At 65.4% G+C, this 20,522-nt stretch carries 22 protein-coding genes; 11 read left to right on the top strand and 11 right to left on the bottom strand.

Annotation, left to right across the window (positions count from 1 at the left end; all coding sequences use genetic code 11):
- The first annotated feature begins 22 nt into the window (after positions 1-22).
- Together lppU and AC6CID_RS16225 are read left to right on the top strand one after the other, a co-directional pair.
- Complete coding sequence (gene lppU, locus AC6CID_RS16230; protein WP_039585292.1) at positions 23-607, top strand: LppU family putative lipoprotein; 585 nt, start codon at positions 23-25, stop codon at positions 605-607.
- A gap of 107 nt (positions 608-714) precedes the next feature.
- Positions 715-1,494, top strand: coding sequence for a 3'-5' exonuclease (locus AC6CID_RS16225; RefSeq protein WP_039585293.1), 780 nt, complete (start codon positions 715-717; stop codon positions 1,492-1,494).
- A gap of 16 nt (positions 1,495-1,510) precedes the next feature.
- Here the strand turns inward: AC6CID_RS16225 and AC6CID_RS16220 are convergent, their stop codons facing one another.
- A complete protein-coding gene (locus AC6CID_RS16220; RefSeq protein WP_039585294.1) occupies positions 1,511-2,371 on the bottom strand; it encodes a LuxR C-terminal-related transcriptional regulator in 861 nt (286 codons plus the stop codon).
- Positions 2,372-2,566: 195 nt separating this feature from the next.
- Between AC6CID_RS16220 and AC6CID_RS16215 the strand changes: the two genes are divergently transcribed.
- The 9 genes from AC6CID_RS16215 (at position 2,567) to AC6CID_RS16175 (ending at position 11,074) form a co-directional block, all read left to right on the top strand.
- Positions 2,567-4,147, top strand: a complete 1,581-nt coding sequence (locus AC6CID_RS16215) for an acyl--CoA ligase family protein (protein WP_235367112.1) — start codon at positions 2,567-2,569, stop codon at positions 4,145-4,147.
- 36 nt (positions 4,148-4,183) lie between these two features.
- The gene (locus AC6CID_RS16210; RefSeq protein ID WP_006553690.1) at positions 4,184-4,930 is read left to right on the top strand and encodes a TetR family transcriptional regulator; all 747 of its coding nucleotides are present in this window, start codon (positions 4,184-4,186) and stop codon (positions 4,928-4,930) included.
- A gap of 123 nt (positions 4,931-5,053) precedes the next feature.
- A complete protein-coding gene (locus AC6CID_RS16205; protein WP_006553691.1) occupies positions 5,054-6,211 on the top strand; it encodes an acyl-CoA dehydrogenase in 1,158 nt (385 codons plus the stop codon).
- A 59-nt stretch (positions 6,212-6,270) separates the two neighbouring features.
- Positions 6,271-7,119 (top strand): 3-hydroxybutyryl-CoA dehydrogenase, encoded by an 849-nt coding sequence (locus AC6CID_RS16200; RefSeq protein ID WP_006553692.1) that lies wholly within the window; start codon positions 6,271-6,273, stop codon positions 7,117-7,119.
- 266 nt (positions 7,120-7,385) lie between these two features.
- Entirely contained in the window at positions 7,386-7,685 is a 300-nt protein-coding gene (locus AC6CID_RS16195) for a hypothetical protein (protein WP_232512540.1), read from the top strand.
- Complete coding sequence (locus AC6CID_RS16190; RefSeq protein WP_064060823.1) at positions 7,682-8,680, top strand: hypothetical protein; 999 nt, start codon at positions 7,682-7,684, stop codon at positions 8,678-8,680. The genes AC6CID_RS16195 and AC6CID_RS16190 overlap by 4 nt, the downstream gene beginning before the upstream one ends.
- Positions 8,680-9,624, top strand: coding sequence for a hypothetical protein (locus AC6CID_RS16185; protein WP_231414086.1), 945 nt, complete (start codon positions 8,680-8,682; stop codon positions 9,622-9,624). The genes AC6CID_RS16190 and AC6CID_RS16185 overlap by 1 nt, the downstream gene beginning before the upstream one ends.
- A complete protein-coding gene (locus AC6CID_RS16180; protein ID WP_064060824.1) occupies positions 9,621-10,148 on the top strand; it encodes an LpqN/LpqT family lipoprotein in 528 nt (175 codons plus the stop codon). Before AC6CID_RS16185 ends, AC6CID_RS16180 begins: the two co-directional genes overlap by 4 nt.
- Positions 10,145-11,074, top strand: a complete 930-nt coding sequence (locus AC6CID_RS16175; RefSeq protein WP_248846225.1) for a hypothetical protein — start codon at positions 10,145-10,147, stop codon at positions 11,072-11,074. The genes AC6CID_RS16180 and AC6CID_RS16175 overlap by 4 nt, the downstream gene beginning before the upstream one ends.
- 85 nt (positions 11,075-11,159) lie before the next feature.
- Here AC6CID_RS16175 and AC6CID_RS16170 read toward each other — a convergent pair whose 3' ends face one another.
- The 10 genes from AC6CID_RS16170 to AC6CID_RS16125 form a co-directional block, all read right to left on the bottom strand.
- On the bottom strand, positions 11,160-11,852 hold the full coding sequence (locus AC6CID_RS16170) for a GTP pyrophosphokinase (RefSeq protein WP_064060826.1): 693 nt from the start codon (positions 11,850-11,852) through the stop codon (positions 11,160-11,162).
- Between the two features lie 82 nt (positions 11,853-11,934).
- Positions 11,935-12,528 (bottom strand): hypothetical protein, encoded by a 594-nt coding sequence (locus AC6CID_RS16165; protein WP_064060827.1) that lies wholly within the window; start codon positions 12,526-12,528, stop codon positions 11,935-11,937.
- Positions 12,529-12,569: 41 nt separating this feature from the next.
- A complete protein-coding gene (locus AC6CID_RS16160; protein WP_081263425.1) occupies positions 12,570-13,529 on the bottom strand; it encodes an MlaD family protein in 960 nt (319 codons plus the stop codon).
- Complete coding sequence (locus tag AC6CID_RS16155) at positions 13,526-14,509, bottom strand: MlaD family protein (RefSeq protein ID WP_064060829.1); 984 nt, start codon at positions 14,507-14,509, stop codon at positions 13,526-13,528. The genes AC6CID_RS16160 and AC6CID_RS16155 overlap by 4 nt, the downstream gene beginning before the upstream one ends.
- On the bottom strand, positions 14,506-15,609 hold the full coding sequence (locus AC6CID_RS16150) for an MlaD family protein (protein ID WP_248846226.1): 1,104 nt from the start codon (positions 15,607-15,609) through the stop codon (positions 14,506-14,508). The genes AC6CID_RS16155 and AC6CID_RS16150 overlap by 4 nt, the downstream gene beginning before the upstream one ends.
- A gap of 54 nt (positions 15,610-15,663) precedes the next feature.
- Positions 15,664-16,665, bottom strand: a complete 1,002-nt coding sequence (locus AC6CID_RS16145; protein ID WP_064060831.1) for an MlaD family protein — start codon at positions 16,663-16,665, stop codon at positions 15,664-15,666.
- The gene (locus tag AC6CID_RS16140) at positions 16,662-17,675 is read right to left on the bottom strand and encodes an MlaD family protein (protein ID WP_064060832.1); all 1,014 of its coding nucleotides are present in this window, start codon (positions 17,673-17,675) and stop codon (positions 16,662-16,664) included. The genes AC6CID_RS16145 and AC6CID_RS16140 overlap by 4 nt, the downstream gene beginning before the upstream one ends.
- Positions 17,672-18,754: an MlaD family protein gene (locus AC6CID_RS16135; RefSeq protein WP_064060833.1), complete on the bottom strand. Its 1,083-nt coding sequence runs from the start codon at positions 18,752-18,754 to the stop codon at positions 17,672-17,674. Before AC6CID_RS16135 ends, AC6CID_RS16140 begins: the two co-directional genes overlap by 4 nt.
- A gap of 10 nt (positions 18,755-18,764) precedes the next feature.
- Positions 18,765-19,640: an MlaE family ABC transporter permease gene (locus AC6CID_RS16130; RefSeq protein ID WP_081263426.1), complete on the bottom strand. Its 876-nt coding sequence runs from the start codon at positions 19,638-19,640 to the stop codon at positions 18,765-18,767.
- Positions 19,640-20,506 carry an MlaE family ABC transporter permease gene (locus AC6CID_RS16125; RefSeq protein WP_498354193.1) on the bottom strand — a complete coding sequence of 289 codons (867 nt, stop codon included), beginning with the start codon at positions 20,504-20,506 and terminating at the stop codon, positions 19,640-19,642. Before AC6CID_RS16125 ends, AC6CID_RS16130 begins: the two co-directional genes overlap by 1 nt.
- Between the last annotated feature and the right edge of the window lie 16 nt (positions 20,507-20,522).

The raw sequence follows: 20,522 nt of genomic DNA, 5'->3' as shown, positions 1-20,522 counted from the left end.
CACTTCCGTAGGCTCTTCGACCATGAACATTCTCCGAGGGGCGGCCGGTGCCGCGATGGCGTTGGCGGCAGCAGGGGTGCTCGGAGGATGCGCGACCCAGGTCGAAGGGCAGGCCGTGCCCGCCGCGAACGCCCTGGACACGTCCACGGCGCCGTCCTTCTCCCTACCCACCACGACCCCGTCGGCGTCGTCGTCGACCGAGTTGAGCGTCGACGTCGCAGCCGGCGAATGCGTCGCGCTCGGCGGCACGGTCGACGACGCGACCATCGACTACGCGGTGTGCGGCAGCCCGAGCTCGAATTACAAGGTCGTCGACGTCGTCGATGCCAGTGCCATGTGCCCCGGCGACATCGACCAGACCTACTACGAGTCCTTCGGCGGCATCGAGGTCGGCGCGTTGTGTCTCGACATCGACTGGGTGGTGGGCGACTGCATCGACCTCGGCGGCGAGGATCCGCAGCGCATCGACTGCGGTGAGCCCGCGGTCCAGGGCGAGGAGGTCACCGAGATCCTGCTCGACACCTCCGACGTGAACGACTGCTCCACGTCCGAGGGGGGGTTCGTGTACCGGGAACGCAACTTCGTGGTCTGCACCGACACCATCTGAGGTTCTCTCCTTGTGCGGATGCCCGTCGCGGCCGCGACGGAGCATGTCGGTGCCTCCCGCAACAATGCGTTCGACAGATCATCATCCGACGGACGCGAGGACGGAACATGACGCACTGGCCGGACAGACCGATCTGCGCGTTCGATCTCGAGACCACCGACCGGGATCCCCGCAACGCCCGCATCGTCACGGCATGCGTCGCGACCTTCGACGGCGACCGCATCGACACACGCTCGTGGCTGCTCGACCCGGGTATCGCGATACCCGAGGAGACCACCGCGATCCACGGCATCACCACCGCCCACGCCCGCGCCGAAGGACTCGACTATCTCGAGGGATACAAGCAGATCCGGCAGGCCGTGAGCGACGCGTGGGCGCGCGGCCACATCGTCGTCGCATTCAACGCCAGCTACGACCTGACGGTCCTCGACGCCGAAGGACGCCGGCTCGGCCTGACGGGGCTCGACATCGGCACGGTCGTCGACCCGTACGTCATCGACCGGGAGATGGACCGCAGCCGGCCCGGCAGGCGCACACTGCAGGCGGTGTGCGAGGCGTACGGGGTGTCGCTGCCGAATCCGCACGAGGCCGAGGCCGACGCGCTCGCCGCCGGCCACCTGACCCGCGCGCTCGTGGCGAGATTCCCCGAGCTCGCCGAACTCGACATCATGGCCGATCAGGCCGCCTGGCACGCCGAACGGCAACGCAGCTTTGCCGAGTACCTGCGCGGGCTGGGTCGCGAGGTCGTCGACGTCGACGACAGCTGGCCCGTCCGGCTCCCCACGCCGGTGGGTACCGATGTCCTCGAGCGTCCCGCGACCGAGACGAAGTTCCGGCGCGCGCTGAGCGCAATCCGCGAGTTCTTCCGGCGACTGCGCCGCCGCTGATCAGGAGTGCGGTCGATCAGGGCAGCAGTCCCTGCCGCCGCGCCTCGACGACCGCCGCGTGCCGACTGCGCACATCGAGTTTGTCCATGGCGTTGCGCAGATAGGTCTTCACCGTCTCCACGCGCAGCGACAACCTGTCGGCGATCTCCGCGTTGCGGCAGCCCAGCGCCACATGGCTCAGCACGTCGTGCTCGCGCGCGGTCAGATGCGTCCGCGGGTGCGATACGCCGTCGCGCGCCCGGGTCAAGGTCTCCTCGACCGTTCGTACCTGTTCCCTGATCGACGGATCATCGGTCCGAGCCGCGATCGCCCGCAACGCGACGAGACTTTCCGTCAGCGCTTCGGAGACGGAGGCAGGTACGGTGGCGCCGTGCGCGGCCCGCGTGTTCCCGATCAGCGACACGCGGCGATCGACCTCGTCGCGGATCTCGATCTCCCGCGCCAGCTCCGCGGCCGACCGCACGACCTTCTCCGCCACGACGTCGCCGATGGACCGGTTGACCCTCAGCCCGCCGTAGATCGCCGCCCGGGTGCGTCCGCGCACCACGACCGGCACGGCGAGCAACGACTCGATTCCCTCACCCGCGACCTGCCGGTCGTAGTGGTGGGTGATGTGCGGGGAGGTGAAGTAGTCGGCGACCGCGCCGGGACGTTGTTCGACGACCACCCGACCGCCGAGTCCGCGTTCGGCGGCGATCACCAGATTGCGCAGGGCACGACCGCGGGTTCCGACGAATCCGGACAGGACCACGTCCGAGCCCTGCACCACGCCACCGAAGAGCACCGGTAGTTCCGTCGTCGCCTCGAGGTCGCGCAGCGTGGCGCGGAGGGTGTCGAGATCGTCGGGACGCAACACATCCGGCACGGCGACATCCATCGATTGCTCCTACTCTTCCCTCCGAACACCCACTTTCGAGGGTAGAGGGGCCAGTTCCACGATTTGTAACCTGCACATCGCCCGGTGTTGCAACGATCACAGAAGACGCCGGAATCCGAGTAGGCCACCCCGGAGGTATCCGTGTCCATCGCCCCCGTCCGTCCCGGCTCGACCGGAGCCGCGAACTACAGCCAGATGAGCCCGCTGCGCTTCCTCGAACGGTCCGCGGCGGTGTTCCCGGATCGCACCGCGATCATCCACGGCGACCGCACGTACACCTACGCCGAGTTCGCCGACGAGGCGCAGCGGCTCGCGCGCGTGCTGCGCAGCCGTATCGAGCCGGGCGACAAGATCGCGTACCTGACTCCGAACGTGCCCGAGATGCTCATCGCGCATTTCGCGGTTCCGCTCGCGGGCGGTGTGCTGGTCGCGCTGAACTCGCGCCTGGCCGGGCCGGAACTCGAGTACATCCTCGACCACTCCGAGACGAAGCTGCTGTTCGTCGACTCCGAACTGCTCGGATCGGTCGCGAACGTCCGCGACAACGTTCCCGGCGTCGCCGAGATCATCGAGGTCCCCGACTCCACCGTGCCGGCTCCGGATGTCCCCGCCGGAGTGGCTACCGCTCGGTACGACGAGTTCCTCGCGCAGGCCGACTCGCTCGATGCGACGCCGCTGCCGTGGAGCGTCGACGACGAGCTCGGCGTCATCACCCTCAACTACACCTCGGGCACGACCGGCAAACCCAAGGGCGTGATGTACACCCATCGCGGCGCGTACCTGAACTCGCTGGGCGAGACCTTCCACAACAGCTTCGACGGGCAGAGCAAGTATCTGTGGACACTGCCGATGTTCCACTGCAACGGCTGGTGTACGCCCTGGGCGGTGACCGCTGCGGCGGGCACCCACATCTGCCTGCGGGCGGTGCGGGCCGACGCGATCTGGGATGCCATCGACAACCTCGGTGTCACCAACCTGTGCGGTGCGCCCGCGGTGTGCTCGACCATCGCGAACGCCGAGCAGGCTCATCCACTCGACCGTCCGTTGCGGATCACCACGGCCGGCGCGCCGCCGTCGCCGACGGTGATCGCCCAGCTCGAACAGATCGGCATCACGGTTGTCCACGTCTACGGACTCACCGAGGTGTACGGCCCGTACACGATCTGCGAGTACCAGGACAGCTGGGACGACAAGCCGGCCGACGAACGCGCCGCGCTGCTCTCCCGTCAGGGTGTGGGCATGCTGCAGGCCGAGACCGCGCGGGTCGTCGACGAGGACATGAACGACGTGCCCGCCGACGGCGAGACCATGGGCGAGATCGTGCTGCGCGGCAACAACGTCATGCTCGGCTACTACAAGGACCCGGACGCGACCGAGGAGGCGTTCCGCGGCGGCTGGTTCCACACCGGCGACCTCGGCGTGATGTACCCGGACGGATACATCCAGCTCAAGGACCGCGCAAAGGACATCATCATCTCCGGCGGCGAGAACATCTCGACCGTGGAGGTCGAGCAGGCGATCGTCAGCCACCCGGCGGTGCTCGACGTCGCGGTCGTCGGCGTTCCGGACGAGAAGTGGGGTGAGCGTCCCAAGGCGTTCGTGATCCTGAAGAAGGGCGAATCGGTCACGGCCGAGGAGATCATCGACTACACGCGCACGCTGCTCGCCGGGTACAAGGTGCCGCGCGACATCGTCTTCCCGCTGGAGCTGCCCCGCACCTCGACCGGCAAGATCCTGAAGTTCGAGCTGCGATCGGCCGAAGCCGCCGAGGGGTGAGCCGACCCCTCACGACTGCATTGGATACTCGACGCCATGACATCCGGTACCGGTAACAGCACCCGTCGCCTCGATTCGACGGGCCCCGATCCCGCCCAGTTCCGGGTGCATGTCGTCACGCAGGCGATCCGTTTGTTCTCCGAGTTCGGCTACGAGTCGACCACCGTCGAGCAGATCGCCGCGGCCGCAGGGGTGTCGCGGCGGACCTTCTTCCGGCAGTTCCGGTCGAAGGAGGACGTGATCTTCGCCGATCACGAGTCGCTGCTCGAGCAGGTCGCCGAGTACCTCTCGCAGGATTTCGACGATCCGTGGGCGGCGGCCTGCGAGGGGGCCAAGCTCGTCTTCGGGCACTTCCGGGACCGGCGCGAGCTGGCGGTGTGGCGGTATCGGGTGGTGCAGCGGGTGCCGGCGCTGCGGGAGCGCGAACTCGTCACCACCTACCGCTACGAGCGGTTGTTCACCGACTTCCTGCGCGCCGCCGTCCCGACGGAGAAGCCGGTGCGCACCGTCAGCTTCGCGGCGGCGATGACCGCCACGCACAATTTCGTGTTGCGCGCGATGATCCGCGGCGACGAGACCGCCACTGCCGAACGCCTCGAGCAGGAGCTGCTCGAGCTCCGCCGCACGTACGGGGTGGTTCCGGTGCCCGAAGGCGCGACGAACGGGAAGGTCGCGCCGGCTCCGCCGGCGGTCGCGGTGGTGACCTATCCGGCCCACCTGACACCGGCCGAGATCGCCGAGCAGGTTCGGCTCCAACTCGAAGGCGCACAGCAGCGCCGTTGACCTGGCACTGAGTGCCGTGGTTACAATCGACTCATTCCGTCACGTCGCGAACCCTCGCCCCGATATCGTCGAGGGAGCTACGTTCGCAAATCTGGCACCGCGTGCCGTTAGGAGTCCGCCGTCATGGCCCTCAATCCCGACTTCGATCTGTTCAAGCTCTCCGAGGAGCACGACGCGCTGCGCGAGGCCATCCGCGCGCTCGCCGAGAAGGAGATCGCGCCCTACGCCAAGGACGTCGACGAGAACTCCCGCTTCCCGCAGGAAGCCCTCGACGCCCTCAACAAGTCGGGCTTCAACGCCATCCACGTGCCCGAGCAGTTCGAAGGCCAAGGCGCCGACTCGATCGCCGCCTGCATCGTCATCGAAGAGGTCGCCCGAGTATGCGGCTCCTCCTCGCTGATCCCCGCCGTCAACAAGCTCGGCACCATGGGCCTGATCCTCCGCGGCTCCGACGAACTCAAGGCCAAGGTCCTCCCCGACATCGTCAACGGCGCGATGGCCTCCTACGCGCTGTCCGAGCGCGAAGCCGGCTCCGACGCCGCCTCCATGCGCACCCGCGCCAAGGCCGACGGCGACGACTGGATCCTCAACGGCTCCAAGTGCTGGATCACCAACGGTGGTAAGTCCACCTGGTACACCGTCATGGCCGTCACCGACCCCGAGAAGGGCGCCAACGGCATCTCCTCCTTCATGGTCCACAAGGACGACGAGGGCTTCGTCGTCGGACCGAAGGAGAAGAAGCTCGGCATCAAGGGCTCCCCCACCGCCGAGCTGTACTTCGAGAACTGCCGCATCCCCGGCGACCGCATCGTCGGCGAGCCGGGCACCGGCTTCAAGACCGCTCTCGCGACCCTCGACCACACCCGCCCCACCATCGGTGCGCAGGCCGTCGGCCTCGCCCAGGGCGCCCTCGACGCGGCGACCGCCTACGTCAAGGACCGCAAGCAGTTCGGCCGCCCGATCTCCGACAACCAGGGTGTGCAGTTCATGCTCGCCGACATGGCGATGAAGGTCGAGGCCGCACGCCTGATGGTCTACACCTCCGCCGCTCGCGCCGAGCGCGGCGAGCCCAACCTCGGCTTCATCTCGGCCGCCGCGAAGTGCTTCGCGTCGGACGTCGCCATGGAGGTCACCACCGACGCCGTGCAGTTGTTCGGTGGCGCCGGCTACACCACCGACTTCCCGGTCGAGCGCATGATGCGCGACGCGAAGATCACGCAGATCTACGAGGGCACCAACCAGATCCAACGCGTCGTCATGTCGCGCGCGCTGCTGCGCTGACACCGGTCGCGTAGGTTACCCCCGGAACATCGAAGCGATCAGGAGTTACCGCAGTGGCAGTGGAAAAGGTAGGCGTGATCGGTGGCGGCACCATGGGTGCCGGTATCGCCGAGGTGTGCGCCAAGGCCGGTAGCGACGTCCTCGTCAAGGAGACCACCGAGGAGTTCGCCGCCGCGGCACGCGAGCGTCTGAAGAAGTCGATCGGACGTGGCGTCAAGTCCGGCAAGATCACGCAGGAGGACGCCGACGCGGTCCTCGGACGGATCCGCGTCACCCTCGACCTGAAGGAGTTCGCCGACCGCGACCTTGTCGTCGAGGCCGCCCCCGAGATCGAGTCTCTCAAGGTGGAGATCTTCTCCGAGCTCGACAAGATCGTGAAGCCCGAAGGCATCCTCGCCACCAACACGTCGTCGATCCCCGTCATCAAGATGGCGCAGGCGACGCAGCGGCCCGGCAAGGTCGTGGGCGTGCACTTCTTCAACCCGGTGCCGGTGATGCCGCTCGTCGAGATCATTTCGGCGCTCACCACCGACGAGGCCACCGCCGACACGGTGTTCGACTATGCGAAGAACACCCTCGGCAAGACGGCCGTGCGCGCAGGCGACCGTGCGGGTTTCATCGTCAACGCCCTGCTCATCCCGTACCTGTGCTCGGCAGTGCGCATGCTCGAGTCGGGCTACGCGACGAAGGAAGACATCGACGCCGCGATGAAGGGCGGCTGCGGCTACCCGATGGGACCGCTGACCCTCATCGACACCGTCGGCCTCGACATCACCCTCAACGCCGCGCAGTCGCTGTACGACGAGTTCGCCGAGCCGCACTACGCACCCCCGGCACTGCTGCGCCGCATGGTCGACGCGGGTCGCCTGGGTCGCAAGACCGGCGAGGGCTTCTACAGCTACAAGTAGGCCTCACTCGGACGCCCCTGCCGTTCCTTCTCGGAACGGCGGGGGCGTCTGCGCATCCGGACAGCCGGGAGGTACGCAACAACAGTTCCGGGCTCGCAACACGGCCAGCAACTGCCGGCGTTGCGAACCTTCACTACGTGTTGCGTACCTCGCGTACGACCGATGCCCCGCTCGAAGTCGCCCGACGGTCCGCTCCGGCTCCGTGAGGGCGCCGTCTGCTATCGTCCCCACCCGGACGTATCGGGGGATTCTGTCGGGGGGCAGTGGTGACATTGCACGTAGATCCTGAAGTGCTGCGCACATTCGCAGCCTTCGTGGCGGACACCGCCGACGCGATGAACGACTGGGACGTCGGCGAACCGTATGCCGTGTCGCAATCAGCACTTCCCGGAACAGAATTCGCGGCCGTCTGCGCACGAGCCTTCACCGCCACCGATCAAGCACTCGGCAACGTGTGCAGTCGCCTGCGCGAGATCGTCGACATCACCGACGGCGCCGCGAACGATTACGTCGTCGCAGAGACGGACTTCGTGGCTGCACTCTCGGCGATGGATCAGCACGGATGAGACCGGGAGTCGCTGCGGTCCGGTCCTGGAATCCCGACGCGCTGCGAATCACCGCCGACCACCTCGACGTGCTCGTCGACACACTCGACGACCGCATGAAAGGTCTGCTCACCGAGCAGGATGTGCTCGCCGAGCGATGGTCCGGCGACGCCGCACGTGCCGCCGCCGCGCGAGTGGTCCGCGAACGCTCGCTGGGCAGCGCCATCGCCGAAGCACTCCTGCAGGTCGCTGAGGCGTACCGCACCGGCGCGTGGCTCGTCGAAGGCACCCGCCTGCACCTCCTGTCGGTCGTGGGCGGCGCCGAACAGTCCGGGTTCACCGTGCACGACGACGGCACCGTCGACCCCTCCGACCAGATCCACATCCTCTCGGCGACGCTGCCGAGCGAAGCCGTCACAGAGGCCCGCGTCCGCCTCGAACACGAAGCAACGGAACTGACCCACACCGTCACCGGCGCTCTCGAACAAGCGTCGCGAGCCGCGACGGAAACTGCCGATCGCTTCACCGCTGCCGTTGCGGTACTCGAAGCAGCCAGGGATGCCGCGGCGCCGGGGAAGGTCGTGCAGAACGAGAACGGCGAGTTCTCCTGGTGGCCTGACTGGCCATCGACCATCGCAGCGTCGTCCATCGGCGCAATGTCCGGAGCTACCAAGGAACTCCTGACCGACGCGGCAGTGGCCTCGGGCGACGATGTCGCACGCAACATCGCACGTGGAATGAACCCGGCTGCCGCTGCAGTAGGCACCGTTCCTGCGATCGTCAACGACATCAAGGGAGGCATGGATCCCACCGAGGCGGTGGTGTCCGAGAGCGCCGGAACCGTTGTCGGCATGGTCGGTGCATTCCTGGCGTCGAAGGGAACTACCGCGGCTATCGGCGCTGCGACCGGCTCGGTCGTTCCAGGGGTCGGCACCGCCGCCGGCTTCGCTGTCGGGCTTGTGCTCGGGGGCTTTGCCACGTGGTACACATCCAAGAGGATCCAGGAGTTGTGGTAATGACCGAAGGCACGCCGGAAGACCGGAATCACGTTCGCGCCGATAGTTCCTCCGACGCGCCCTGTTGGCCGCAACGTCTTCGAATCGGATGGTGCATAACGGGGGTATGTGTTCTGGTCTTCGCTACGTGGAGTCTGGTTGACAGTTCTGCGAATATCCTCCACGAGGAGTTGGTATCCACGATCGGTTCGCTGTTGTACGGAGCAGCAATGCTGCTCATGGGCGTGATGTGTGTCAGACTCGGCGGGATTCGACATGTCCTGTATTCGCCACGCATCAGAAGTTACAGGCATCCGGAATATGGCACGGGCATCGTTGTTCCTGGAGGACTTACGCCTCTAACCATTTTCATGGTCCTGCTCGTCGTGGTCGGCCTCGGATGCCTGGCCGTAGCGGCGCTGACCATCTACATCACCGACAAATCCGAGTTGCCTTACGGTCGCGACCCTCACGCCACTGCAATCTTCATGCTCGTGGGTGGGGTCGTCGCCCTGATCGCGTCGGCAGTGTTCGTATGGTTCCGGCTCCCGACAACAGTGGGGTTGTACCCGCAAGGAATCGAAAGAGTCGTACGCTCTCGCAATCTCAGACGAAACAATGCCACCGTGCAATTTGTGCATTGGAACGATATCGAGGGCATCGCCGGAACGGATATCGTGACCCGTTCCGGATACGGCGACGTCCGGACTCCGATGATCCACGTCCACACGACCGGGCGGTTTCCCCCTGAAGCGCGCATCCCCCACGACGAAGAACACACCCTCGCCATCGTCTGCACCTGGCTCATCGCCGAACCCAACGCCCTCTTGACCCTGATCCGACAGATGAGCGAACGCCCGAACGACCGCACGCTCCTCGCTCGGGAAGACGCGGCCGAACTTCTCAGACCACCGCCGTTGCGAGAACGATTCCGGATGGTACGCCACCAGGAAGCGTCTCGGTGAACGCTCCGATTCAGGCGACGCTCTCCGACTACCTCGCAACACACGAAGTCGGACTGAGCCCCTGCGACCCGGACGATCCGCGGCACCCGCAACCGGAACTCCAGGCGCCGGAGGGTTGGATAGTTCTCCCTCGCGATGTCTTTCCGCATGCACATACGGTTCTCGTGGCTCCCGAGCACGTCGCGGACGATTGGGTGCCCAACGCCGTCCTCCTCCACTGCGCACTGTCGAAATGGCGGCCGACGGACGAACTGCTGGAGGTCGCGGCGCGTGAAGCTCGCGAACTGCCCGCGTGGAGGGAGACGCTCCGCGACACATCCGATTTCCGCGGGCACCGATCGGTGATCATCCAAGGCTCCTATCGAGTGGACGACGTCGAGTACACCGCCGTGACGCGGTATCTCGTGATCGACCACGAGTACGATCGCTACCTCACGCAACTGACGGCAACCGCACGTTTCGACAGCGCCGAGTCTCTTATCGCTCATCTGCATGCAATCCATGAGGGACTGAGAATCCGGTGAGCGATTCCATCGAGACGTACCCCTACGGAGAACGATCCGAACCTGCTTGGCCGCAAAGGTTCCGTACGGGATCGCTCTGCCTCGGCGTGTTCCTGGCCGGGGCCGGAACCCTTGTGCTGCAGAAGACCGTGGATGTTCGACGAGCGGATGACCTCGGAGCCATCGCCCTGGGGTTCTGTCTCGCTGTGATGACGGCGTTAGGTTCGGCCTGGGGATTCGAGCGAGCCGGCTTCCACCGATTCGGTTTGCATCCGAGGATCCGGCAGTGCCGAGACGACCTTCACGGCTCCGGCATCGAGATTCCTTACGTGAGGATACTTCCCGTTCAGCTGTCCGTCGTGTTCTCCTGCATCACAATATTGGGCGCTTTCATGATTCGTGCGTCGAACCGACCGGACGGAGCGATGCTTCTTGCGAGACACGAGCTCCCCTACTCCGGCTCGTTCATCGCATGGACGACATGTGCAACCGTGGCGGTGTGCGCTCTACCCTTCTTGATCCACCCCCGGGGATCCACCCGTCTCCATGCCGACGGTATTCGCCGCCGCACGACATGGCTCGTGCGGCATGGCGTTTCGGACGTGTTCATTCGATGGGACGAGATCCAGGAAGTGGCTGCCGATGTCTACACCGTCTCGGGCCGCGGGGCGTCTACGCACAATCCACTCATCCGTCTCCACGTACCCGGCTACGAACCGACTCCGCCTCGCGTGGCGCACGACAAGCCGGATTCGTTCACCGTGCCGGCGTACGTTCTCGTGAGCGAACCCAACACGCTGCTCGGGCTCATCGACCGCCTCCATCGGTGTCCCGAAGATCGCCAACTCATCACGACACTCGAGGCCCCTGAACTCCTTCGTCCTCTCCCGGTTCGGGAACGCTTACGCATCGCGCGGAAGATTCCGCGTCAACAGTGGGAATGGTGAGGGGTACGCAACACCGGTGGTGGGTCCGCAACGCCGACAGCGACCGGCCACGTTGCGAGCCTTCACCCCACGTTGCGTACCTCGGTCAGTTCCCGTTGTTCGGGCCGTGGACGCGGCGGTGCAGTGCTTCCATCCGCAGGTCCAGATCGCGCGCCGTCTCCGCGGCGAGGCGGAGTTCCTCGCGCAGTTCGTCCGGGACCTCACGGTCGTGCTTGTAGTAGATCTTGTGTTCCAGGCTCGCCCAGAAGTCCATGGCGACGGTGCGGATCTGCAGTTCGACGTAGACGCGCTCGACCCGGTCGGACATGTACACCGGGATCTGGACGATCACGTGCACGCTGCTGTACCCGTTGGGCTTCGGGCGCGCGATGTAGTCCTCGATCTCGACGACCGTCACGTCGAGCTGGCTCGTGATCATGTCGATGATCCGGTAGACGTCCGATGTGAAGCTGCACGTGATGCGGATGCCGGCGATGTCGCGGACGGCCTCGCGGATGCCGTCGAGCGAGGCGGGCGCACCCTTCCGTTCCGCCTTGGCGAGGATCGACTCGGGGCTCTTCAGCCGCGACTTCACGTGCTCGATCGGGTTGTACTCGCGGGCGTAGGTGAACTCCTCGCGCAGGATGTTGATCTTCGTCATCATCTCGTCGATGCCGAACTTGTACACCATGAGTGCGCGTCGGAGATCCTGTGCGAGGTGTTCCACTGCGACCAGCGGTGCCTGCACGTCGTCCGGTGCCGGTAGCCCCGGTTCGGGTTCGTCCACCGTCGTCTTCACTCGATCCCTCCTCGATGTTCTTCGGGATCGAGTCTGCCAGTTCCAGGAGGATCGATGCCCTCCACCTCTGTGACCTGCGGTTCTACCGCGGACCGTCCGGTAGGGCGTCCGCACCGACGCCACTGATCTCGGTGATCGTCCAGCCGTCCCGGTTGTCCATACCGAGCCGGTACGTCGCAGTCGAGACGATACCCTCGGGAGCCTGCGCGTTCGTGGTGCGAACACTCACGAAGCAGTCCACCGTGAACGTTCCGTCGGGTCCACTCACGGCCTTGGCGGTGATCGGTTCGGCAATCGACGTCCACTGCAAAGGAACGATGATCTGTTCCATGGACGTTGCGGCCTTATCCAGACGATCGGTCAGTTCCGGGATGGTGCCCGACGTCAATCGCGACCGCCATGCACCGAGGTCGCGGAAGTCCATCTCCGCGGCACCGAGTGCGTAATCGAGGGCGACCTGTTCGGCCTCCGCCCGCGCCGCTGCGTCCGACAGGAGGGCGTCCCGCTCGTTCCGTGCGTCGTTCCACTGCCATCCGACAACTGCCAGCACCGCGACCAGCAGTACACCGACGGCGACGACGATGCCTTGCATCGGCAGACGCCGGCGGGTCGAATCCTGCACCGTGTCGTGCTCGTGGTCGTGCGTGTCGGTGATGTCCTCGAGAGTTGTCTTCATCGTCGTCCTCCGGTTGTGTGCTGGTAGCGGATGGGTGCTTGTCAGGGGCCGGGTATCTCGACCTTCAGCGTGAGAGCGTCGCCGGATTCGGTGGAGGTGAGCACGTTGTTCATCAGCGTGCCGATGTCCATGGCCCTGATACTGTTCGCCGCTTCCGAGACGGCAGGCAGCAGATTCACACCGATCACCTCGAGATCGGCCGCGGTCTCGTCGAGGAACTTCTGCAGTTCGCCGATGAACGGACTGGCGCCGTAGGCGATACCGGCGTTGAGCGGACCCCGGTCGGACGCGAAGCGGATACCGGCGAGCAGATCGGTGAAACCGCTTCCGAACTCTGCGACACCCGGTTCGGTGGCGCGCATCGCGTTCGGGATGCTCCCGCTGTCGAGGAGCAGTGGTTGCACGGTGCGCAGGAGCGTGGTGAACGTATCGGCGTTCTGCGTGAACGTGGCGGCCATGAGCTCACCCGAACGTGCGAGGTTGCCGTGAACCCGCGGGTCCTCGGGCAGGGCGATATCGAGTGTCCGGAAGATTTCGCGGACACCTTCCGGCTCGACCTGCGTGAGCAGGTTCGTCAGACGCTCCGAGAGTTCCTCGAATGTGGTGGGTACGACCACCCTGTCGTCACCGACCACGGCGCCGTCCTCGAGATACTGCGCGGATGCGGATTGCGGCCACACGGCGAGGAAGGGCTCACCCAGCGCCGACAGGTTGTCGAGCCGGATCGTGCTGTCCACCGGGATCGGTGAATTGCGATCGTATTTCCAGGCCACGTGGACGGCGTCGGCCGAGGCCGTGATGTCGGTGACCTCTCCGATCTCGATACCTCGCATGAGCACACGGGACCCGACGACCAGGCCGTTGGTATCGGGCACCTCGACCTCGGCGGTGTACACGTCCTCGCCGAGTCCGGTCCGCAGCCCGGCCTGACCCATGTACACGAAGGACAGCGCCGCGATGATCCCCATTCCCGCGAGGGACAGTACTGTTCGCCGGCTCACTGCACAGCTCCCAACATTCGAAGGATGTTCTCGGCATCGGATACGAGCTGGTCTCCACCGGCCGACTCGACCGACACGATGTCGACGGACGGATTCTGCGCGAACGGGATCAGCGTCGTCCTCAGGAAGTTCGACAGTTCCACCGTCGCCGACGGCGCTCCACGGGAGATATCGGTGGTGTCGGCGAGCGATTCGAACATCGGCACCAGCCAGTAGCCACCGACGTACAGGCTGCCGACGGACGGGAGGATCTGCCCGATGTGCGACACGACGTCCACCGCGAGCCGGCGCCAGTAGTGCACCGACGACCCGTCGAAGATTGTCACGAGCGACTCGCTGTTGTCGTTCAACGCTGCCGCGGAGGAGTTCATCCCGTCGAGCATCCGGTCGATCTCGACGGTTCGTTGTCCCAGGTCGTTCAGGTCGACGGCGACGGTCCCGGCGAGCCGTTCGATCTCGGCGACGTCGGGCATGACCGCGTTGACACGCCCCATCACCTGTTCGATGCGACGGATGCTGCCGCCGTTGACGAAGGTCGCGAGCACCGCCATGGTGTCCTCGAGTTGCGGAGGTGAGGTCGTACGCTCGACGGGTACCGTAGCGCCCTCCCCCAGGTACTCGCCGCTCCTGCCGTCGGGGCTCCGCAGCAGTGCCACATAGGTGTCACCGAGCAGGGTGTTCTGTCGGACGATTGCCCGGACGTCGGACGGAACCTTGGTGTCGGAACGTACTCCGACGCGTACTGCTACGCCGTCGTTCTGCACTTCGAGGTTGCGCACCTCACCGACACGGACGCCGTCCATGATGACGTCGGCTCCGGAGGGCAGGTTCATGACGCTGGCGAACTCGACCGAGATCTCGTATCCGTCCCCGATGCCTCCGCGCACGGAGGGAAGATCCTCCGGCCGCAGTGAACACGACGACACGACGAGGATCAGGGACAAAGCGGCGACCGCCCGAGTGATACGTCGGGTGATCATCGCGTCGCTCCGATCGGATTCAGCAGGTTCATCAGACCCTCTGGTGTGACGCGCGAGCCCGTGCCGGCGCCCTTGCAGCTTCCCGGGCTCAGGCTTTCCAGGACCTCGCACAACCGGGCGGCCTCGTCGTCGCTCAGCGCGATCTGCGGGGGTGTGAACTCGACAGACAGTGCACCCGCGTCGCGCGTCTGCGTGGAGACCGCCGTCGACATCGACGGGATCGTGGACACGAGATCGCCGAGCGAACCGGACTGCTGCGCAGCCAGTTTGACGGCTTCGACGGCCTGCCCGTGTACGAACGGCCAAATGTCGTCGCCGTAGTTACGCTGTATGTCGTCGAGCAGCGCGACGAGCCATCCGATGCCGACACAGACGTCGATCGTGCCGGGCCACAAGCCCATTGCGTCGGATACCACCTTCGGCATGTTGTCGGCGATGTTCTTGACGGCCGCCCACTGGACGAGTGCTTCCTCGGTGAGTGGTGCCATGTTCGAGATCGACGACCCGATGTCGGCGACGAAACCGTCGGGATTCTCCATTGCATTCGCTGCATGGAGCATCATCTGCCGGGCGTTCTCACCCTGGCCCCGCAAGGCCTCGTTCAGCCCCGTGATCGCCATTTCGACGGTCTCGTCACCGGCCTCCGGTGACAGCGCCTCGATGAAGTCGGCCGCCGAGCCGACCACCTCGGAGATCGTCTTGGGGGTATAGCTGTTGGCGAGCGGGACGCAGGGCTCGGGGGCGAGCTGCGGTCCGGATTCGTAATTGCCCACCAGTTCGAGGCTGCGGTCCGCGAGGATCGACTTGGAGCGGGTCACGGCCCGGACATCCGCGGGGAAGACACGTCCGCCGTCGGTGGTGAAACGCACCTCGACGTGGGTGCTCCTCTGCTCGACAGAATCGACCTTACCGACCGGAAACCCCATCTGTGTGACGGGGTTTCCCGGGTACAATCCGACCGAGTCCGGCATCTCGACACAGTAGGTCGCCGGTTCGGTACCGCGTTTCAGTGGCTGTGCGGCCGTGACTCCCGCTCCGCACGTACCCATGATCGTGGTGACGGCCACGGCGACGGTCGCCAGCGTCTTCGTTCTCTTCACAGTCGGCCCTGCCAATCTTGTCAGCATCGAAGTTCTCGATTCGCCATTCATCGGTCAGCACTGCCGTCCGGGTACCGGGATGCAGATGTCGGACGCCATGAGGGTGCCCCCGCCGACAGCGACGATCCCTTCCGGTGTCAGCCACTGGGCGAGCTCGTCACGGGTGGCCGCCAGCGCCTCGATCGACGGCCCCATGGTCGTGTTGAACTCCTCGATCATCGAGCGGACCTGCGTGATCCCGCTCTCCAGTGCATCCCGATTGTCGAGGTAGTACTCCGAATAGGGGGCGACGGTCATGAGGACATACCCGAGGAGTCGGTAGGCCTCGTTGAAGCCGGCATGCGTGTTCTCGTAGGTCTCGAAGACGATGTCGATCTCGCGAAGGACGTCGAACACCATCTCCCGGCTGGCATTGAAGGTGGTGAGGTACTCCGAGGCGAGCGTTGCCACCGTGTGGACCTGCCGGCGCTGCTCGTCCATGACCCGAGCGACGGCGGACATGCCGGAGACGATCGACTCGATCGATCCCGGGTTGTTCTGCAAGGCATCTGCGACCTGCATGAGGTTGGCGTCGATGTCCGTGCCGTCGACGTTGTCCGTGACATTCGGTGCGGCTTGGAGCACGTCGCCGATCGAGTACGGAACGGACACCTGGCCGGTGGGAATGACCGACTCTCCCAGGGGAGTTCGACCTACGGGGAAGAGGGTCACGGCGTAACCACCGACCGGTGTCAGCATCCTGACCTCGACCCGCGACTCGGTACCGACCATCAGGTCGTCCTCGATCTCCATGGAGACCTTCACGGAGGTGTCCCCGAGTTCCAATTTCGAGACCTTACCGACCGAGACACCGGCGACGCGTACGTCCTGACCCGTGGAGATCGCCGAGACATCGGTGGTCTCGAACGCCACCGTCGTGCGGCCGGGCGGTCTCGTGTAGAGGACCGCGGTCGCGACGAGCGCGAGGACGGCGACCACGGCGACCACGGTCCCGATACGAATGTCGTTGTCGACGAGAGACAGAACCTTCCCGAACCGGCGACGGGGCCTGTTCATCCCGCGTTGCATACGACGACCTCGCTTCCGCTCAGAAGAATCTGCACATCCGTCGGCAGTTGCGCGATGCCGTTGGAGCATCCGGCACCGCCACCCGCCGGGGCACTCGCCGGTATCTGGAGACCCGCCACCGCCGGCGGGAGGAGCCTGACGGCCTCGGCCGCGTCCTCGAGGGACGCGAATGCGGATGTCACCATCGCATCGACGTCCGCTCCCGGCGCGAGGCCGTAGGCGTCGAGCAGACGTTTGATGGGAGTGAGGAATTCGGGCCCGTAGGTCGCGGTCTTGTGGAATTCCTCGAGGACGGTCATGGCCTTGGCTATCGGGAAGCTCACGGAACGGAGGAACTCCACGACACCGTCCGACCGCCCGCCCATGCTGTCCGCGATGCGGGCCAGATTGTCCGCGAGCGTCGAGATCACCTGTTCGCGATCGGACGCGAGGTTCGCGATTCTCTGCGCGTCGTCCAGCATCGGTTTCAATCCCCCACCATCACCTTGCAGAAGAGCGATGGCGTTCTCGGTGAATCGGTTGATGTCCTCGGTGCTCATCGTTGCCAGGACCGGTTGCAGGCCGTTGAAGAGCGACGTGATGTCGAACGACGGTTTCGTGCTCTCGAGTGAGAGGTGCTCGACGGGCGTGCCCGGCTTCTCGCCGAAGTCCGCGTCGATGTACCGCACGCCGGTGAGGTTCTGATACTTGACCGCCAGAATGGTGGTGTCGGTCAACTCGTAGGGCTCTTCCATCGTGAACTCGACCTCGGCGATCGTCTTGCCGTCGCGTTCGCGCAACTCGATGGACCGCACCTTCCCGATGCGGACGCCGCGTGTGCGGATATCACCGTTGGCGCCGAGGCCCGACACGTCCGAGAACTCGGCAGTGTAATTGCGGGTCGGTCCGCTGACCGGGCTGCGCATGGCGCTGATGACCAGTGCGAACAGCACCGCGGAGATGATCGCCGCAACGACGAGTTTGATGATGGTCGCGATGTACGTGGCTCGTGTCGTCATCGTCCGCCTCCTTCTGTCGCTGCGGCCGGGACGGGCCCGAGGCCGAGCGGTGCAGTGAAGGCCGGTAGGGCGTCGACCAGCACCCGCAGGCGCAGGCGTTGTCCGTCCGGGGTGTCGACGAAGGCGGAGTCGAGACGTCGCACCACGTCCTGGGCAGCGGCCGGGGTCATTCCGCCGTTGACCAGGTGAGGGAATACGTCGGATGCCTCGGCGACAGAGAGGATGAGCGGGGTCAGCTCCTCCCCGTGCGAAGCGAGCAGCGCACCCGCCTGACCGAACAACTGGTTCGCCGCCAGGGTGAGGCCGGCGTTCGCCTCGTCGAAGACCGCGTCGTCGACGCCGACGGAACCGTCCGGAAGGGTGTTGTAGTTGCTGTGATAGATGTTCATGAGCGATTCGATCGCCTGGTCGCCGAAGCCGGGGAATGCCTCGAGGATGTCGTTGAAACGGGCGAGCAACGTGCTCGGCATCTCCTGCTGGGTCTCGGCGACCCGATCGGCGAGGAACACACCGGTGTCGACCCAGGGAGTGAGGCCGTCGAGATAGTGGACGGTCTTGTCGAGCGACGTGATCATGTCGTCGGTCAGGGTGCCGTCGATGGTGAGCGATCCCTGTTCGATCATCGTCGACATCGTGAAGTCACCTTCGGGTGTCCTTTCCAACTCCATTCCGGACTCGAGGGGGCCGCCGCCCGGGCGCGCAAGGATGTTCACCGCCGAGGTACCGAAGTAGTTCTCGGGGCGGTAGTCGATCTCGAATCGATCGGTCAGACCGTCGATCTGGGATTCGTCGAGCATCATGCGTACCTGCACCGACTCGGACGGTGTGCGCTCGAGAGCGGTCACGCGTCCCACGGATTGTCCGTGCAGTACGACCTTGGTTCCCTCCGCGACACCCGGACCGAGATACGGCACGTCGACGACGAGTTCGATCCCGTCGGGTGCGGTGATCTTCGGGTACAGCGTGGCGGCGGCGAGACCGGCCACCCCTACGAACACGATCGCTGCAGCACCGGCGGCAGCCAGCCGGCGGGACTGTTCTGCAGCCGTGCCGCGGAGAAAGTCCTGACTTCTCGACATGGATTCTTCCTCATCCCTTGAAGACGAGTTCCGGGCTCAGGCCCCAGATGATGACGGTCATTACGAAGTTCAGTACGACGATCGCAACGAGGCTGGCGCGGATGGCCCGACCGGACGCGGAACCCACTCCTGCCGGCCCACCGGAGGCGAAATAGCCGTAGTAGCAGTGGATCATCGTGACCACTGCGCAGAAGATCAGGGCTTTGACGACCGACGCTGCGAGGTCGGGAAGGTTGAGGAACTGCGCGAAGTAATGGTCGTAGGTCCCGCTGGGCTGGTCGTGGAAGGTCTTCACGACGACACCGCCGGTGACGAACGCGACGACGAGAGCCATGAGGTAACCCGGCAGCACCACAAGCATGCTGCCGATCAGGCGGGGACCCACGACGAAGGGAATCGCCTGCAGTCCGATGGATTCCGTCGCATCGATCTCTTCGGAAATGCGCATCGAGCCGATCTCGGCGGTCATCCGGCAGCCGGCCTGGGCCGCGAAGCCGATGCCCGTGATGATCGGTGCGATGACGCGCACGTTGCCGAAAGAACCGATGATGCCTGTCAGCGCACCGAATCCCAGCAGGTCGAAGGCCATGAACGCCTGGATGGCGACCACGGCACCGACAGCGATGCCGAGGAAGAACATCAGGCTGATCACACCACCGTCGACGACGAGCGATCCGTTGCCCCAGGCCATGTTGTTCATGGTGGTGACGGTCTGCTTACGGTAGTGCTTCACGGTCTTGGGCAGCAGGTAGACCGTTCGGGCGGTGAACAGGACGACCTGTCCGACCTCCTCGACTCCCGATCGGATTCGCTTCACGAACCTGGCACCGAGTTGGGACAGTGCCGAGCCGGTGTTCCCGCGATTCGCGGGTGTTCCGGTCGTCATCACGCCAACCGGGCCGGGAAGAACATCAGCTGCAGCTGGCTCACCACGAGGTTGGCGATGAAGATGCAGAAGACGCTGAGGACGACCGAGGCGTTGACGGCGTTCGCGACACCGGTGGGTCCGCCCTTGGCCTCGAGTCCGCGCAGGCCGGCGATCAACACCACGATGGCCGCGAAGACGACGGACTTGAGCACGGAGAACACGAGATCGGTCGGGGTGGCGAAGGCACCGAACGACTGCCAGAAGCTGCCCGGCACGACGTCGTTGACGTTCGCCGAGATGGTCAGTCCTGCAGCAACACCCGCGGAGATGGTGATGATGCACAACATCGGGGCGATCGCGAGCATGGCCAGGAATCTCGGCATCACGAGCCGCTGGACCGGGTCGATACCCATTACACGGATCGCTTCGATCTCCTCGCGGATCGATCGTGCGCCGAGATCTGAGGCGATGGCGGACGCTGCGGCCCCACTCATCAACAGTCCGGCGGCCATCGGTGCACCCTGTCCGACGACACCGAGACCGCTGGCGGCGCCGGCGAGCGAGTTGGCGCCGACCTGATTCATGATGCCGCCCACCTGCACCGAGACCTCGGCACCGATCGGGACGGCCATGAGCAGAGCGGGAAGGGCGGTAACCTTGAGAAGGACCCACATCTGCTCGATGACCTCTCGCACCGGCAGTCGCCACGCGATGGTGTCGGTGACGGCGTAGCGGACGACGTTGCCTCCGAGTCGTGCCGAGCGTCCGATGGTGGCCAGTGAAGCCGCAGGCTTCTCGATCAGGTATCGGCGGATTCCTGCCGGGACGATGGGTCGACGGCGGGAATCCGCCATCGGGGAGGTGAGTGCCGCTTCGGCGGTCATCGCGCGATCACCTCAC

It is taken from the genome of Rhodococcus sp. GQ147 (genome assembly GCF_059759155.1).
The sequence above is the reverse complement of the archived record's forward strand: the minus strand, read 5'-3'. Positions and strand labels throughout refer to the sequence as shown.